The sequence below is a fragment of the Cupriavidus sp. 21MJTG02-4 genome (assembly GCF_057798975.1).
On the sequence record NZ_JBYOJP010000025.1, the window covers coordinates 15,845 to 32,625 of the forward strand.

Sequence of the window (16,781 nt, forward strand, 5' to 3'; positions counted from 1 at the left end):
TCGAGGGCTTCGACTTATGCTGAAACGACGTTCTTCCGATAGGAGTCCTTGACACGAATTCGGCCTCCTTCAAATTGGAATAGATCGCAGCCATTTGCTTCAACTCGCGTTCCGTCCTTCTTGGTCCCAGTGAAGGTCCAAAACGACACTCCTCGGTCGCCATTGACGAAGTGCTTCGCGTTGTTCCATTGCGCATCGGGGAATGTTCGCCAGATAGCTTCATAGGCATGTCGAACGTCGTTGCGCCCTTGAAAGCGTTGTCCGAACGGATAGGGGCCCGCTGAGGCGTCGAATACGCAGTCATCGGTCATAAAGCGCATCAGTGTGTCTGCGTCGTGAGCATTCCATGCCGCCGCAAAGGCGGTCAGCATTTCCACCGTTACTGTTTGTTGCACAGCCATCAAAGTTCTCCGTTGTCGCACTTGCTGCCAAGGCACATCAGCCAAAAGAGGAAAGCAGCTTGCGCAAAAGTTTTGTTGAACGTATAACAAGCATAGGTGTACGATCTGTCCTTGTCAAACGAAACAGCGTTACGAGGCCAACGGAGCGCCCGGCTACCAATGGGCGCATAACCCACCACTTCTGATGAGACCCTTACTGCCTTCGTACAATCATGGACACGTTTTCAGCCCCAACTGACCCATCAACCGCCCTCCCTCGGCCCAGGCGTATCGCCTTCATTCAGGCCTGCTGGCACCGCGAGATAGTCGACAACTGCAAGCACGGGTTTCGCTCTAGCATGCAGGCCCTCGGATACAAAAGTGCACAACTCGACTTTTTTGAGGTGCCGGGCGTATTCGAAATTCCGCTCGCCGCTAAGCGGCTGATCGAAACGCACGGCTATGACGCAATCGTCGCAGCCGGGCTAGTTGTCGATGGTGGCATCTATCGTCATGACTTCGTTTCGAGCGCCGTCATTGACGGATTGATGCGCGTGCAGCTTGATACAGGGGTTCCGGTGTTTTCGGCCGTGCTGACGCCGCATCAGTTCCAGGCGACGAAAGAACACGAGTCGTTCTTCATAGCTCATCTCAAGGTCAAGGGCGACGAGGCCGCCCACGCCTGCCACCAGACTCTCACGACACAGTGGCAGCACGCGACCTCGCCGTCTTGACAAAAACCGCTCTCATGTCCGCCGATACTTGCGATGCGGCGAGTAGATGAAACGCTCTCAGTGCTCGAGAGAGTTAGACGCCATTTGGGAAGGCGACCGGGTTCATTCGTAGCCGCGGGAACTTTTTATACTTAAGCGGCTTTGCGGGATACAACAAGTAAGGAGCATCAAAATCCTCGCGCAAGGTGCCCTGCTTCCCAACAAAGCCATCTTCGACGGATTCAGCACTATCCGTTAGTCGATTTATAAGCAACAGAGTGATAACCATGAATTGTTTGGCAGCAATCTCCCGCAATCCAGCCAATGGAGTAGCGATCGCCGAGTATCCATATGAGTCGGACGCTCGGCTTCGGCAACATCTGACTGACGCCCAAGCGGCCTACCAGTCCTGGTCCGCTTCAACGGTGGAGGCGCGCGTCGCTATTCTCCTCCGGATGGCATCGGCTTTACGTTCGGAGGTAGGCAGCCTCTCTCTGCTTATTTGCCGGGAAATGGGTAAACCAATCTCGCAGGCTCGTGCCGAGATCGAAAAGTGTGCATTGCTTTGCGAATGGTATGCGGAACACGGTCTGCAGTTTTTGCACGACGACGAAACATCCATTGGCCAGCAAGCTTACATCTCATATCTGCCGATTGGACCGATCTTGGCGATAATGCCGTGGAACTTTCCGTTTTGGCAGGTCATGCGGGGAGCTGTGCCTATCCTTCTTGGTGGCAATACCTATGTCCTTAAACACGCACCGAACGTAATGGGCTGCGCCTATGCTCTGGAGCGCCTCTGGCGGCAGGCTGGGCTGCCATGTGGCGCATTTACAGTCATCAACATCACACCCGACCTGGTCGGTAGTGCGATCCAGGATTCAGCAATAGCGGCCGTGACACTTACGGGAAGCGTTCGAGCAGGGAGCGCAGTTGCCGGACTGGCGGGTGCAGCCTTAAAGAAGTCGGTGCTAGAGCTCGGCGGATCGGACCCATTCGTTGTCCTCGCCGACGCCGACATCGATGCTGCGGTGGCAGCCGCGGTTGCTAGCCGGTTTCAAAACGCAGGGCAAGTCTGCATCGCAGCGAAGCGGATTATTCTTGAAGAGCCAATTGCAAAGTCCTTTATCAGCCAGTTCAATGCCGCTGTGGCGGCAATAAAGATCGGCGACCCCGAGGCAGAAGACACCTATCTAGGTCCCATGGCTCGGGAAGACCTGCGGGAGGAACTTGACATGCAAGTCAGACAATCGCTCAGCGAGGGAGCGAAACTACACACAGGAGGGCATAAACTCGACGGGCCGGGACATTTTTTCGCACCGACAGTCCTTGAGGTACGCCCCGGCATGACTGCCTTCACTCAGGAGACATTTGGTCCGGTTGCTGCACTCACCGTAGCGAAAGACGCTGAACATGCCATTTCCCTGGCCAACGAAAGCGAGTTCGGATTGAGCGGCGCCATTTGGACCGCAGATCGGATGCGAGCCAAGGCGTTTGCGCGGCGCATGGAAACAGGCGGAGTGTTCGTAAACGGCTACTCGGCATCAGATCCAAGGGTACCTATCGGTGGCGTCAAGAAGAGTGGATACGGCCGAGAACTCTCGCACTTCGGCGTGCGTGAGTTCATGAATGCGCAAACGGTCTGGATCGATAGAAAGTGACCAGTTTTCGGTACACTTCATCGCCGTTATTCAGGCCCGATCGTCAACGTCGCATAGTCCAAGGACCTTGTGCCGTTGTTTAAGGATGGCTAGACCAAGAACTATCGATCGGCGATGTTTGCCGGTTGATGGGGCTTGGTGGGTCGGCCGCTCGGCGCGGGGTGACGGACTACGACGCGGAATGCGCCTGCGGGCTTTGCCCGGTAACCCGCCGGTGGCGGAACATCAGCATCTCTGGCAATTGGAATCGGCAGCCGCCCGAGGAAAATGCCTTCTTAAAAAGGAGCATTGGCCCTCTTTGCAGCTACCTTGTGGTAGCCCCCTTGCAACAGGAGGCTTATCGGTCTGTAGGAAACACATGTCAAGAGCAACGCTCGCCGCCAGCGACGTGGGCTGAGCCAGCCGGCGTGCAGGATAGCAGTGCTGGCACAAGGGTGCGTCTTGGTCGCCGGACTCGTACGCTGATGCGTGAAACGGGATGCGTGGGATCTGGAAGCGTATGTTCGTGCCGACGACCGAAAGCAAGCCCGCTCTGCCGGTTGTAGGAGAACGTGCTGGATCGGCGATTTGACGTGGGAGAGCCGAATCGGCCCCGTGTATCGGATATTAGTCGCCGCAGCAAGCCGACTAGAGCTAGGGCTATGCCCATCGCCATCGGCTTGGAGGAGCGGGTGGCAAAGCCACCATGAGCGGCTGGGGTCAAAAGTCGCGGTCGTGAGCGTCCTGGGACCGCGCCGTCTATGCCGTCTTCGCTCATCTTGACCCGCAGCGCGTGCCCATCGCTGCATCGGTCACGGAACTCACGAACTCCGGCAACTCCTCAATGCGATACCGCTCGGCGAGGAAGTCTGGATCTCCACCGTCATGTCCCGGGCATACTTTGTGATGATCTTGTCATCGAACCCGGTGAAGCGCCGCGCGTGCTTGGGAATCAGGTTCGGATCGAAGATGCCGTCGGTCACGCGGGACGTGTATCGGCAGTTGGAAGCTTTCGCTCGCACCGAGGCGTTTAATAGAGCGGTTCACGAGTCACTCGAAGGCGGGTCGAATGCGCGCATTGGCGGCGGCGTCTCGTCAAAGCGCTCTACGTTCACCGCAGTCAGTTGTCCGGTGCAGCCTTGTGCCAGTGACGACGTGCCCTTGTCGCGCGTCAGCACATTCGGATTGCCGTGGGCGCACAGTTCGCGGTTTTGGGCATCGGTGGCTGGGTCGAACCACGCCCCTGTCGGCAACTGAACGATGCCAGGCATCACGTCAGCGGACAATGTCGCGCTCGCCAGGCAGGCACCGCGCCCATTGTATAGCCGCACGAGGTCCCCTTCTGCAATGCCACGCGCGGCCGCATCGACCGGATTGAGGCAGCAGACCTCGCGGCCATTGCGCTTGCTGCTCACGCTGTGTGCTCCGAAATCGAGCTGGCTGTGCAACCGCGTGGCAGGCTGGCTCGAGATCAATGTAAGCGGGTGTGCCGCGCTCGGGCCGTCGGACGGGGCCAGCCACGTTGGATGCTGCGGGCAGTCGGCATACCCGAATCCGCCGATCGTGGACGAACTGATCTGGATCTTGCCGCTCGGCGTGGGCAGCGGATGGCCCTCAGGGTCATCGCGGAACGCTCGCAGAATGCCGCCGTCGTCCGCTTGCTGTGGCAAGGTCAATTCACCTCGCGCCCAGAAGCAGTCAAAGTCTGGCGCCTCTAGCGCTTTCTCGGCGAGGGCATTGCGCGTGCGCTCGTAAAGGTGGCGCAGCCACTCGACGCTGGTGCGGCCTTCGGTGAATGCCTCTCGTTTGCCGAGGCGCTCGGCGAGGTCGGTGAAAATATCGTAGTCGTCGCGGGCCAAGCCGTAGGGCTCGGCGATGCGGTGCATGGCAACCATCAACGGGTCGGTTAGCGCGGCGCCGATATCTTCCCGTTCCATCGTCATTGTGCAAGGCAGCACAATATCGGCATGTCGCGCGGTGGCAGTCCAGCCGATCTCGTGAACGATGAAGGTGTCGAGCCTCCGGAACGCCTGACGCAGTCGGTATAGGTCCTGATGGTGGTGGAACGGATTGCCGCCGGCCCAGTAGGCCAGCCGGATATGTGGATAGCTGCGACGCTGACCGTTATAGTCGAACGGCTCGCCCGGATGTAGCAGCATGTCGGCGATGCGCGCGACCGGAATGAGGTCTTTGACGCTATTGGTACCCTGTGACAATGCTGCCACCGGCACCGCGTTCATCCGCTTGCCGTAGTGCCCCCAGCGCGTAGTTGTAGCCACCGCCTGGTACGCCAATCTGGCCGAGTACCGCGGCCAGCACGGCACCCATCCAGACCGGCTGCTCGCCGTATTCGGCGCGCTGCAGCGAATGAGCCACCACGACCAGCACGCGCTTGCCGGCCAACGAAATCGCCAACTCGACGATGACCTGTTCGGACAGGCCACAGATGTCTGCCGCCCAAGCCGCCGTCTTTGGCGCGCCGTCGCAGTGTCCCATCAGGTAGGCCTCGAACGTTTCCCAGCCTTCGCAGAAGCGAGCAAGGAACGGCTGATCGTGCAGGTCTCGCCGCACCAGTTCATAGACCAGTCCGAGCATCAGTGCGGTATCGGTTCCGGGCCGGACCGGAAGCCACTCCGCCTGCGCCTCGGCGGGCATGTCGGTGCGCAGCGGACTGACGCATACAAAGCGGCAGCCTCGCCTCGCGGCCCGGCGCATCGAATCCCGCTCGATGTGCTGGCTGATCCCGCCGCTCGCCACTTGCGAGTTTTTCAGCGCCATACCGCCAAACGCCAGGACCACGTCGCTGTGTTCGACAATCTGCTCCCACGTCACGTTGCGCCGCGCTACGTCCTCCATACTGCAGAGGATGTGAGGCAGGATCACGGCCGATGCACCGGCGCTGTAGCTGTTGACGGAGCGCACGTAGCCGCCGATAGCCATATTGAGGAATCGGTGCACCTGGCTTTGGGCGTGATGGAATCGACCCGCACTCGACCAGCCGTAGGAGCCACCAAGTACCGCCTCCGACCCATGCGCCGCCGTCACGCGCTGCAGTTCGGATGCGATCCGGTCCAGCACTTCGTCCCATGCCATCGGTACGAAGGGATCGTTTCCGCGCCGATCGTCGGGGCCCGGACCGTCCTTTAGCCAACCACGCCGCACCATCGGCGTGGTCACGCGCACCTGATGGCGCAGCGCATTGGTAAAATTGCCGATCAAAAGATTGGGGTCCGGATCGCCTGGGTGCGGCTGCACCATCAGTTGGCCGTCCGCCCAGCGGGCAAAGAAGACGCCCCAGTGGGCGCTGTGCGGCTTGGATCCGGAGTCGCGAATGGAAGGTGCGGATTGGGCCATTAACTAAGTGCTGTAAATGAATCGATGAACGACCTACTGGAAGGCGGAATCTCGGGGAGCCTCAATTCACATCGTCCGCGTGATGAAATTGCGCGTTTTTCGGGTGCCAGCTTGTCCGCACTTTGCGCTCGATCATGATGGAAGGCACACTTTGCAACGCGCTGGCAGGTTGCTTGGCGCAGGGTCAATCAAGCACGATCTTGTTGTCGTCAATGACGCGGCGAAGTCGCGCGGCATCTTGGTCGACAAGGGTCTTGAAACGAACAGGCGAACCGCTTAATGGCTCAGCGCCGCGCTCCAGCACCTGTTTTTTGAACTCTGGCTTGTTTGTGGCTTTCTGCAGGGCTGTGGCAATGCGGCCGAGGATGCTCGGTTCGACGCCTTTCGGCAAGATGACCCCTGCCCAGGTATAGAGATCGAAACCTTTGACACCTGCCTCCTGTAGAGTGGGCAGATCCGGCAACATCGGGCTCCGCTCCTTCGTTGTCATAGCGTACGCCTTGATATAGCCTGCTTTGACCTGGGGCAGAGCTGTCGTTAAATCCATCAGCATGAGCGAAACCTCGCCCGACAGGAGACCCTGTAGCGCAGGCGCTGATCCCTTGTATGCGACGTGTGTCATTGAGACGCCGAGCTGCTTAGACAGTAACTCCATACCGAGGTGTGACATGGTCCCCACGCCAAAGCTGGCGTAGTTAAGTTCCTTCGCTGTGCGCAGACTGCTAAGTAGGGCCACAGCACCTTCCGGCCCGAAATTCTTGTTTGAGACAAGGATCATCGGATAACGCACGTAGAGTCCGGCGAACTCAAAGTCCTTGTTTACATCATATGGAAGGTTCTTATAGAGATAGGGATTAGCGGCGAGGGTGTCCATGTTGGCCGCCATCCACGTGTAGCCGTCCGGTGGCGAGGCCATGAGGGCCTTGGCTCCCACAATGGTCGATGCACCGGGCCTGTTGTCGACAACAATGGATTGTCCGAGTTCCGGTTCCAACTCCTTCGCGAGCAATCGCACAATTACGTCCATACCGCCTCCAGCGGCAAATGGCACGATCCAACGGATAGGTCTTGTCGGGTAAGGTCGAGTGCCGGGCTGCGCCAAGGCGGTGGCCGCGCTGCACACAGCTACAGCGCAGGCAATCTGGAGAAGGGAACGTCGTTTCATAGTGGGCTCCTTAAGGCTTATGCCATTTAATGGTTGGGGAAAGTATCGAGTAGCGCTCAAGCGCTATCACGCCAGACGCAGAACTCAAAGATCGTCTTATTGATGTGAGGTCGCCATTCATATCGAGGGCTTTGACTGCTGAAACGACGTTCTTGCGTTGGGAGTTCTTGAAACGAATGCCGCCCCCTTGAGGTCCACCCCATTTTTACGCCCCCTGTGACAATTTGTTGTACGTATGACAAGAGTATGTGTACGTTTCCACCTTGTCAAACAAAACAGCGTTACGCTGCTAACGGATGGCCGCGCCCCAATCGCGTGCATAACGCACCACTTCTGACTACTTTCTCCTCCGTGTCAGGATAATTGTCGCCTCGCCGCCTTTCGATGAAGGACATTGGAGGCTGAAGCGGTTGGAGGACGTGAACGAGAGCGTGCAAATGTTGGGGAGGCGAAATTCGTCAGGCACCCTGCCTTGCGGTGAGGGCGTCACGGTTAATTCTGTTCAGGGGGCGATGCCAGTTCGACGATGCTGGCCCAATGGATTGGCTGTGACGCGAGGCAGCAAGCTCGAGCGCCGAGATGCGGTTGGGTGAGAGTTCTCGGTTCAAAACCGCGACCCTGACCTGCACCAGGCAATGCGCTCCTTGGTCCGTCCAGCGCATCTGTCGCTTCTTAGCCATGCGATGGCTCACGACTTGGTTCACCGCAGACTCCGCGATGCTACTGCTGATTGGCAGGCCCCTCAGACCGACAAGGAGAGCGGTCAGGTCAGCCTGCGTGAGGTGACGGTCGACCATGACACCTGCAACCGTCCCGGCACCACGTACGAGTCGCTGGCCAAGCTGGCACCAGTGAAGGGAACGGGAAAATTCGTCACCGCCGGTAATGCTTCGCAGCTTTCCGATGGTGCCAGCGCTTGCGTGCTGATGGAGGCGAAGGAAGCCGAACGCCTGGGCCTGCAGGCGCTCGGTGCCTTCCGTGGGCTGGCCGTGGCCGGCTGTGAGCCCGACGAGATGGGCATCGGCCCGGTCTTCGCGGTACCAAAGCTGTTGGAACGTTTTTGCCTCAAGGTCGAGGACATTGACCTTTGGGAGCTTAACGAGGCCTTCGCCTCCCAAGCCGTCTACTGCCAGCGGAAGCTCGGCATTCCGACAGAGCGCCTGAACGTTAACGGTGGCGCCATTTCGCTCGGACACCCATTTGGCATGACGGGTGCCCGGCTGGCGGGGCACATCCTGCTGGAGGGCCGCCGGCGCAAGGCCAAATGGGGCGTCGTGACTATGTGCATCGCCGGTGGCATGGGTGCGGCAGGCCTCTTTGAAATCTTCTGAAGGCCCCCGAGAAGCATGACTTGAGCTCGGCCAAGCGTTGCCGCTCTTGTCAGAAGAGTTGCCGGGGGCCAGCTCTACGACCGTCGAGGCGATGCCAACCGTCACCGAGCGCGAGCGCCTCCATGCGGCGCGCTGCCGGTGGGTACTGACCGTGCTCTATCTGGGTGGCTTGCGTGCGTCCGAATTGACAGCCACTACCATGGGCGCTTTCTTCTGCCGGCGCGATGCCCAGGGCATCGAGCGCTGGTGGCTGGAGGTGACCGGCAAAGGCAACCAGACCCGGCTGGTACCGGCCACCGACGAGCTGATCGCCGAACTGGCGCGCTACCGCCGCGCCAACGGACTGCCGGCGACGCCGCAGCCCGGGGAGACACGCCCGCTGGTGCTGCCGGTCATCGGCCGCGAGACGGGCCGCGACAAGGCCCTGTCACGCGGGGCGCTGCACCTGATCCTGAAAGAGGTATTCGGCATGGCCGCGGAACGCCTGCGGGCGCGCGGGCCCGAGTGGGAAGCGCAGGCCGCGGTGCTGGCCAGCGCCTCGGCGCACTGGCTGCGGCACACCGCCGGCTCGCACATGACCGACCAGCAGGTCGACCTGCGCTTTGTGCGCGACAACTTCGGGCACAGCTCGCTGTCGACGACGAGCGGCTACCTGCACAGCGAAGAGGATGCGCGGCATGAAGCCACGCAGGAGCGGCATCGGATCGGCTTGGGGCACTAAAAATTAGCTGGTCGACGGGTTATTTCACCATCGTGAAACTGTGGTGGGCACCAACACGCGCGCTATGATGCCCCCTGTCACCGGCGTTGCAACCGGCCCACCACACATGGGGATTCGCCATTTATCGAACGACGCCCGCGCTCCCCACCAGCCAAGACACACCATCATGGATCTCGAACTCCGCAATCAACGGGTGCTCATCACCGGTGGCAGCCGCGGCATCGGCCTCGCTTGCGCGGCCGGCTTTCTGCGTGAGGGCGCGCGCGTGGCCATCGTTTCGCGCAGCGCCGAAAACTTGGCGAAGGCCTGCGCCAAGCTGGCCGAAGGCCACGGCGAATTTGCCAAGAACGTGGTCCCGGTATCCGCCGATCTGACCAGTATCGCCGAGGCCGCACGCGCGGTGGAAGAAACAATGGCAGGACTTGGTGGCATCGACATTTTGGTGTTGAAGAAAGTCTTTCGTGCGAGCCGCGCAAATCTTTCATGCGAGCGTGGCTTTTTCCGCCCATCATTGATGCGACTGTAGCTTTTCAGTGCCAACCAATATCCCGGTGGGGCGTTGCGTAGACTCGTCGAAGCAGCTGATTAAAGTTGTCGAGCTTAAGGTAGTGCCAGTACCAGGTCGTCGATTCGAGCTTGCCGGGATGTTGCACGCACGTTGAAAAGGTCGGATCGAGCCACTCGCGTTTCCAGAATGGCGAACAGACGTCGGCAGGATTCAGGATCAAACAAGGATAGCAATACTGTAAGTGACGTCGTTCATAGACCCAACCGATTGGAGTCTGCATGGCTGTCAGGCGATCCACTCTTACGTGGGTTAGCTGTGAGAGACGCTCCAAGCTCTCGAGCGGCACTGGCGGAAACAGAAGCCATTTCCACCGTGTTAAAGCTGGCATCGGACCGAGATCGGCGTGCATCCAAAGCTGCTCGACCGTCATGGAATACTTGCCAGCGAGTCGTCCAAGCCAGCTCCCAAACGCCTCCCCATCAAAGGGACGTGGGGCCACTGGCCACGGCCTCGTCTGGTTAAAGCACGCTGTTCCGGGCGTGTTCGATGTGAGAGACATCGATCATCTCCCTTCCATCGCGAATCGCCAGCTCGGTGGCAGCATTCAAAAGCCGCGAGACCTCACCGGTCAGACCTCCGCTCGCCGCCAAAATCGCCGCGACAACTTCTCGCCTCGACAGGTTCGACGGCCGTCGCAAAGGAAGAATGCGTTCGAATGCCCCCAGAAGTCCCCGGAAGGCTTCCGATTCCTGCCATCGAGGCATCTCGAAGCGCGCAAAGCGACTGCTCATTTGGGCATCGGTTTGCAGTGCGATCTCAGCATCGTGCGTCCCCACAAGGACAATCGTCATCTGGAGATCGTTGGCGAGGAACTTGAGCAGGTTCAGTGAGGCGCGCTGCTCGCGATAACTTCCCGACAAGAGGTGATGAACTTCATCTACCACCAGCATGCGAGGTGAAACTTTCCGTAGCACCTCGCGACTCAGATTCTCGAGCACGGTTAGCCTCGCTGATGCGTTGAACGGCGCTCCAAGCTCGAACAGGAGCGATGTGTAGAAGCGGTTCTGGTCGGGCGTGGGTGGCATCTGCATAGACACAACCTTTCGGCGCTCCACGCCTGCTACTTCGTCGTATTCCGGAGGATGGCGCCGTTCGAATTTCGCGATGACCTGGGTCTTTCCGATGTTCGATTCACCATACAGCAGAACGCACGGCATACGCTGCCGCGGAGGGATCTTCACCAACCGGTCCAGGAGCTCGAACGCCTGAGTTGCGCGGGGATAGTCGATCCATCGATCGCGGGCCAAGGCGAGAATGCGAACATTGTCGTCGCTCCTCGCTAAAGACCGGACATCCGGCAGAAGGTGTGTCAAGGAAGCACCCATTGCCAATTCACAGTTGCTCTACATGATAAATTGGCGCCGGCTTGCTGTAGTCGACATCCGGCGGTGGCGATGACGCATCGGGGGATTTCGTCTGCTGACTGGCTCTCCCCCTTGCCGGAAAAGGTGAATCCCCTGCCCTTCCGCGTCTGTCTGCAGACCGCCGCTTCGTTGTTGCCCCTTCTATGATGCGGCGTTGCGCAGCTATTGCGTTGAATATCGCAGACTCCGTGACGTGGGATTCCCCCTGCGACCGGAGATGCTTGAGTGCTGCCTTTTGTTCCCACAGGGAGATTCGGCCACGACGCAAGTCGGCAAAGCTCGCCTCGATGTATTCCTTGCCATCAGCACTGACGAAGATTCTCGATAGGTCCTCTGGATGGTATCGCACCACGACGCGACGATTGGCCGCCCGCCAGGCGGTGAAGATCGGATGCCAATAGTGCAAATAGAACAGCGACAAGCCGTCAGCCTGGATGGTGCGCCGGCTCATCGGCAGGAACTGAATGAGGAAGCGAAGTTCTTCGGCAGCCGAGTCGGGGAGTAGCCGGGGCTTCGATGCTTCAGACAACGTCAACCACGCGGAGTATGGTGTCGCGCCGCCAAGGCCTCGATGGGCACTGTGATGGTAGGTCTGTCCGATTTCATACATCAACCATTGCTCGAACTCTGGGAGGGTTAATGCGGCCTCCGCCTCTGGCTTGCGAGCTTTTCGTCCTTTCGTCGACGACCCGGTCGAGCCTGGCAGACTATGTACCTTTTCCATGATGGTACGGTTCAGTCTCTCTATATGGCCCCCGAAGTACGGTCGGCCAGGCGGGCGATACATCAGCTCGATTCCGTACTGATTGCATCCCGCTCGCAGTGCCTTACTTTTGAACTCGGCAGCGTTGTCGAGGTGCAATGCCTTCGGCACGCCATGCATCGGCCAGTCTACCGTGATGTCCCGGCTCGCCAACCAGGGCGCCTTAGGTAGGACCATCCGCGTAAGAAGCAGCGCGACAGTCGCCGCGTTGGGGCGGTCGAAACCGACGTAGATTGCCACGACCGACCGCGTGGCGACGTCGATTGCCAAAGTAAGCCATGGTCTGCCGATCGTGCGGCGAAACACCTCATCGACCAGCAGGATGTCGGCAAGTGTGTGGTCGATCTGCACAATGTCCAAAGGGTGCCGTGCCGCAAAGTGGCCCGGCGCTGCGCCCGAAAGCTTCATGCTTTCTTTGTCACGGTGGTCGGCCCACCGACGGGATATCGTAGGCCGGGAAGGCGGTGTTGCGCCTGCGGCGGCGCACCGCAGGCGAACCTCTCGGCAAATCTCATTATGGGGATGAGCCAGATGCTTCTGCCGCGGAAGCCAATCAGATAGGACGTCCTGAATGATTGCCTCGACTTCATCCGAGAGCATGTATTGCCCTCGACGTGGACCAGACGGGGACGGCAGCAATGACTCTGTCACCGGGTCTTCTAGAAAACGTCGGCGCAACCGGTACACTGAAGAAGGGTGCAAGCGTAATAGCTTTCCTGCAAGAACTGCCTGCTTGCGAGTGAGGGGCGCCTGGCCAAGCGGGCGGAAGATTTGCGCCGCTGCCAGTTCGCGATTTTCGGGCTCCTTTTTCATGGAAGGCCCCGGAGGATTTTTCCTCGTCCTACATTAGGGTCATTTCGGCGCATTCTCAAGGATGTTGAACATCCACGCGCTGACGTTGCTTTTTGGTAACTGCCGTGCAGCGTACTTTAGGACGAATTTCGCTTACGAATCAAAGGGCTTTGGCAACCTGCAGCGATGTGCTTGCTCTTACGCATGGTTTGCATGGCTCGGACGGACCTCGTTCCTCAACAGCTACGTTAAGCGAGCACGAAACAATCACAAGGGCGCCGGCAAGGACAATCGCGCAGAAGCATACAAAAGCTCTTCGTCGATAGCCGTCGTCGTTGCGGCATTAGGCCAGAGCGGCAAACAACCCCGGGTCTGGGCGTCCGCCATGCCGCGCATCAAACGACTGCACGAAGAAATGACCAATTTTTTGGAGGACAGCGGATACGACGATCCTCATGAAATCTGTGTCGTGACTGACGGCGCCCGCGATCTTGCCGGGGTTGCTGACAACCTTCCGTTCGATACCGAATGGGTACTCGACTGGGCTCATATTGGCCGAATGATGCGGCACGTCGATCAAGCTATCTCGCCTCTGGCCTATGGGCGCCTTACACCCGATGGATCAGAGTTCGAGCTTTGGGAGACTTTTGTCCGCTTCCGCAGTGACGTCTGGACCGGTCAGTCGGTACGTTGGCAGAAACGCGCTGAAACCTTGTTTCGTCTGCTTGAGTTGCGTAAGGAGATTGAACCGAAATGGAGCTGCAAAGCCGAGCAAGCCCGCAACAAGCTTCTTAATCTCGTTTGCTATCTCAACAGTAACCTTGATTCATTGATCGACTATCGAACCCGGCAGCGCGTTGGCCTACGAATCTCAACCGGCTTTGTCGAATCATCTATCAATCGAATCATTGGTTGCCGCATGTGCAAAGGGCAACATATGCGGTGGACGCCTGCGGGAGCGCATAGTGTCGCGCAAGTGCGGGTTGCCCTCTTGAATGAGGAGTTTCAGGATTTCGCTCAGCGGCACGTCCCGTGGATTGGGCGACGACGTGTGTCTTGGCCCTGGCAAACACCGTCCCGGGCTTTTTAACGGCTTCCCTCAACACTTGCTGCCGAAGACGGAACGCTGCGCTGCGTTGAACTGCATGGCGATGTGGAACCAATCGAGAATCCTGCCGCGAGCGAGTCGACTACCCTGTACGGTCTTCTCAAACTCACCGGCGTCGTCGCCAGACGGCTGGCCTAAACTTTAGACAGTACATTCCAGGAGCCTCGCCATGCCCTGCCGCCAAGCGCTTCGCACTTGCCACGCCTTGGCCGCCGCGTCGGTTGGTCCCACGATTCTTATCGGGTTGGTGCTAGCCCTCGGAGGCTGCGAGGGGGTCCCGCGAAATACCGCGGCGACACCGCCTCCGCCCCGCCAGCCAATCGCGACCGGCGATGACCAGTATCCGGCTCCGCGGTCCGAGCGCGACACGCGCCCCCCGTCGGCCCCGGCACGCTAGGCAATTGGTCAGCAGTGACTATGCCATACACAATTTTCCCGAGCGCTCCTACCTTGGGCATCTTCCAACTATTGCGTGCTATCAATCAGAGTAGCTCATGAAGCAAGCGCGACGCCCAGATGTATGAGCGCTCCTCACTCTGAGCCGCCAAAAATAATTTACATTACATTTGGGTGCCCATTTTTCACCGGCGTCAAACTGCGCCAAGATCTTTTTGTTGCAATTCAAGCACTTAGCGCAGATCCGTGGCGGCCCACGTTTCGATTTGCTGTTCGCCCCTTCTGGCATGGCGAGTACTAGCTTCTTATGCGCCGTCTGAAGCGGCTGGCGGCGCGAACCTCGCCTTGAGTTCTTCGACGAGCGCCTGACGCTGAGCAGCATCCGGCAAGGTAATCTCGAATGAAACCTTTCCGGAGTCCCAGTCCTTTAGAACACCGAGCGGCGAGCCATCGGAACCCACCAAGCGGTGCTGACGGGAAGTCTCCTTTTGCTTGCGAACAGTCTTGTTCTCGTATCGAGCCCTCGCCTCCTCCACATCCCGACATACGGCGACCTCGTCACGCACTTTGATTGCCATGACTCCCGCTACTGCCGCGCCAGCCGCGCGTTCGAGTAAGGTCAGCTGGTACAGCGTGGATAGTGCGAACGGCTCGGGCCGTTCCTTCACCGTGTCGAGAACGCTCTCCGAGAGCTTTAGGATGGCCAGCGTCTTGTTGACGTTTGGCAGGGACATGCCTGTGACCTCCGCGATAGCGGATTCATTCGGATAAATGCCCTCGTCAATGAGCGCGCGCCAGGCAAGTGCATTGTCCAGTGGTGACTGGGCTTCGCGCTCAGCATTTTCCTTGTAGGAGAGCTGATACAGCTGCTGGTCCGTCAGGCTCGGGTGGATCAGCAGCTTCATGCGGGAAATGCCCGCCACCTTTAGTGCCTTGAAGCGGTAGTGGCCTCCGGCAAGGACGCGGCGGCCATCGCGGATGGTCGCGATACCAGGAACAAGTTGGCCGTCCGCCCGCATGCTCCCGGCGAGCTCATGCACGCGCTCCGGACGATATAGACGTCGGGCGTTAAACGGATTCTCGTCGATCAGCCCAACGTCCGTCTCCTCGTAGAACGGCTCATTGGCAAGCTGGGCGGCTCCTGACGAAGCACCCTCGGCCCGGCTCGGCTTCAGGTGCATGCTTGGGGGGCCTTCGTGGGTGAAATCTCCGCGAAGAATTTCGGCAGTAGGCTGGCTAACATTTGCCGGTTCGGGCTGCTTTTCGGAAAAACCTGTTGGCTGACGTTCCATCAGCGCTTGCGCCCGGGCAAACCGGTCAGGGGGCGGCGCCGCATTGAGGGCCTTGTTTGCTTGCTCCCTCATTTGTTCCAGTCGACTCTTAGCCATTATGCCGCCTCCTTCTGCTTAACCGGCTTGGCCTTGGCCGGCTTCTTCGCCGTGTTGATGCCAAGTTTAGACAGCACGACCTTCGCGAGTTCTTCGACTTCCTTCGTCGCAGCGGAAGATCCGGACAGTCCATGAACACTAAGACCATACATCTGGGACTCGCCGTAGGCGTTTCGCTGTTGAAGGCCCGTGTCCAGCAACGGGATGTCCTTGTCTTCCGCAAGAATCTCCGTGCAGGCTTTGAAAACATTCCCACGGCGGGACATCGAGGGGATGCAATAGGTCTGGAGCTCCGGGTTCTCTTCGCGCGCACGACGCGCAAGTTCCTTCGCTTCCCGGCTCGCCCAGACGTTGTCCATCAAGGGAATAACTGGAATCAACGCCAGGTCCGAGATATTGAGCGCTGCCCACGGGATGGATGACTCGATTGCCGGCGGACAGTCGATAACGACAACGTCATAGTTCTCGGCATGCTTTGCAACCTCTCCAATTAGCTTGTCCCTGAGCGGGGCGAGGCTGATGACGGTAGCAGGAAAGGGCGTGTCAACGCTGCCCTGCCCTGCCCAAATTGTACTGGTGCCCTGCTTGTCCATATCGATCAGCAAGGTGCGGAGACCGCGCAACGCAAAGCTGGCCGCGAGCTGCATGGAGACCATCGTCTTCCCACAGCCGCCCTTTTGATTGAAGACCGTAACAACCTTCGCGGACATATATTTCCCCAAAAGATATTGAAAATTATGAAAATATGAACCCATCCATTACTGTAGTCGGCATCAGGTCGTATTAGGCGCTTTCAAGCATGAAAGCAAAGAAAACAACCTACTCGCGTTGCACCGTAACCACAGGCGCAGTTGTAATGTGAGCGATAGACACTTTCATGCTTGAAAGCCTCCATGCGATCGCAAATCGATCTCCAAGGAGAACTTGGGTTGCACGTGTAGATCTGGAACCCCGCCTCCCTTCAAACGCCAAGCGCTTCGTCTTGCGGTCCGTCAACTTTCAAGCGTGAAAGGCGCACGTTGGCCACGTGTTGTGTGCCTCTGGGTCTCACACCTAAGAACTGACCAAACAGGGAATCAAAGCGTCATTCTTCTTTGC

At 58.8% G+C, this 16,781-nt stretch carries 10 protein-coding genes and 5 pseudogenes; 6 read left to right on the top strand and 9 right to left on the bottom strand.

Features of this window, described 5'->3' with window-relative positions:
- Window positions 1–14: 14 nt before the first annotated feature.
- Window positions 15–401 (bottom strand): nuclear transport factor 2 family protein, encoded by a 387-nt coding sequence (locus AC3FKH_RS31565; RefSeq protein WP_488677760.1) that lies wholly within the window; start codon window positions 399–401, stop codon window positions 15–17.
- A 212-nt stretch (window positions 402–613) separates the two neighbouring features.
- On the opposite strand from AC3FKH_RS31565, the gene AC3FKH_RS31570 reads away from it, so the two are divergent.
- Window positions 614–1,114: a 6,7-dimethyl-8-ribityllumazine synthase gene (locus AC3FKH_RS31570; RefSeq protein ID WP_488677762.1), complete on the top strand. Its 501-nt coding sequence runs from the start codon at window positions 614–616 to the stop codon at window positions 1,112–1,114.
- Between the two features lie 266 nt (window positions 1,115–1,380).
- Window positions 1,381–2,754, top strand: coding sequence for an NAD-dependent succinate-semialdehyde dehydrogenase (locus tag AC3FKH_RS31575; protein ID WP_488677935.1), 1,374 nt, complete (start codon window positions 1,381–1,383; stop codon window positions 2,752–2,754).
- Between the two features lie 777 nt (window positions 2,755–3,531).
- Here AC3FKH_RS31575 and AC3FKH_RS31580 read toward each other — a convergent pair.
- The 3 genes and pseudogenes from AC3FKH_RS31580 to AC3FKH_RS31590 all read right to left on the bottom strand — a co-directional run.
- A pseudogene (locus AC3FKH_RS31580) lies at window positions 3,532–3,729 on the bottom strand (transposase); the annotation flags it as partial.
- A gap of 47 nt (window positions 3,730–3,776) precedes the next feature.
- Window positions 3,777–6,087: pseudogene (locus AC3FKH_RS31585) on the bottom strand (molybdopterin guanine dinucleotide-containing S/N-oxide reductase).
- Between the two features lie 184 nt (window positions 6,088–6,271).
- Window positions 6,272–7,252 carry a Bug family tripartite tricarboxylate transporter substrate binding protein gene (locus AC3FKH_RS31590; protein WP_488677763.1) on the bottom strand — a complete coding sequence of 327 codons (981 nt, stop codon included), beginning with the start codon at window positions 7,250–7,252 and terminating at the stop codon, window positions 6,272–6,274.
- A 746-nt stretch (window positions 7,253–7,998) separates the two neighbouring features.
- Here AC3FKH_RS31590 and AC3FKH_RS31595 point away from each other — a divergent pair.
- The 3 genes and pseudogenes from AC3FKH_RS31595 to AC3FKH_RS31605 all read left to right on the top strand — a co-directional run.
- Window positions 7,999–8,583, top strand: a pseudogene (locus tag AC3FKH_RS31595) (thiolase family protein); the annotation flags it as partial.
- Window positions 8,584–8,662: 79 nt separating this feature from the next.
- Window positions 8,663–9,304: pseudogene (locus AC3FKH_RS31600) on the top strand (tyrosine-type recombinase/integrase); the annotation flags it as partial.
- Between the two features lie 166 nt (window positions 9,305–9,470).
- Window positions 9,471–9,830: an SDR family NAD(P)-dependent oxidoreductase gene (locus AC3FKH_RS31605; RefSeq protein ID WP_488677765.1), complete on the top strand. Its 360-nt coding sequence runs from the start codon at window positions 9,471–9,473 to the stop codon at window positions 9,828–9,830.
- Window positions 9,831–9,834: 4 nt separating this feature from the next.
- Here AC3FKH_RS31605 and AC3FKH_RS31610 read toward each other — a convergent pair whose 3' ends face one another.
- Genes AC3FKH_RS31610 through AC3FKH_RS31620 form a run of 3 tightly spaced genes read right to left on the bottom strand, consistent with a single transcriptional unit; the run spans window position 9,835 to window position 12,812 of the window.
- The gene (locus tag AC3FKH_RS31610) at window positions 9,835–10,371 is read right to left on the bottom strand and encodes a TniQ family protein (protein WP_488677767.1); all 537 of its coding nucleotides are present in this window, start codon (window positions 10,369–10,371) and stop codon (window positions 9,835–9,837) included.
- Window positions 10,331–11,197, bottom strand: a complete 867-nt coding sequence (locus AC3FKH_RS31615; protein ID WP_488677769.1) for a TniB family NTP-binding protein — start codon at window positions 11,195–11,197, stop codon at window positions 10,331–10,333. The genes AC3FKH_RS31610 and AC3FKH_RS31615 overlap by 41 nt, the downstream gene beginning before the upstream one ends.
- 7 nt (window positions 11,198–11,204) lie before the next feature.
- Window positions 11,205–12,812 carry a transposase gene (locus AC3FKH_RS31620; protein ID WP_488677770.1) on the bottom strand — a complete coding sequence of 536 codons (1,608 nt, stop codon included), beginning with the start codon at window positions 12,810–12,812 and terminating at the stop codon, window positions 11,205–11,207.
- Window positions 12,813–13,035: 223 nt separating this feature from the next.
- Between AC3FKH_RS31620 and AC3FKH_RS31625 the strand changes: the two are divergent.
- Window positions 13,036–13,881 (top strand): annotated as a pseudogene (locus AC3FKH_RS31625) (ISKra4-like element ISBusp5 family transposase); the annotation flags it as partial.
- A gap of 719 nt (window positions 13,882–14,600) precedes the next feature.
- On the opposite strand, the gene AC3FKH_RS31630 reads toward AC3FKH_RS31625, so the two are convergent.
- Together AC3FKH_RS31630 and AC3FKH_RS31635 are read right to left on the bottom strand one after the other, a co-directional pair.
- Window positions 14,601–15,683, bottom strand: coding sequence for a ParB/RepB/Spo0J family partition protein (locus AC3FKH_RS31630; protein ID WP_488677771.1), 1,083 nt, complete (start codon window positions 15,681–15,683; stop codon window positions 14,601–14,603).
- A complete protein-coding gene (locus tag AC3FKH_RS31635) occupies window positions 15,683–16,393 on the bottom strand; it encodes an AAA family ATPase (protein ID WP_224000019.1) in 711 nt (236 codons plus the stop codon). Before AC3FKH_RS31635 ends, AC3FKH_RS31630 begins: the two co-directional genes overlap by 1 nt.
- Between the last annotated feature and the right edge of the window lie 388 nt (window positions 16,394–16,781).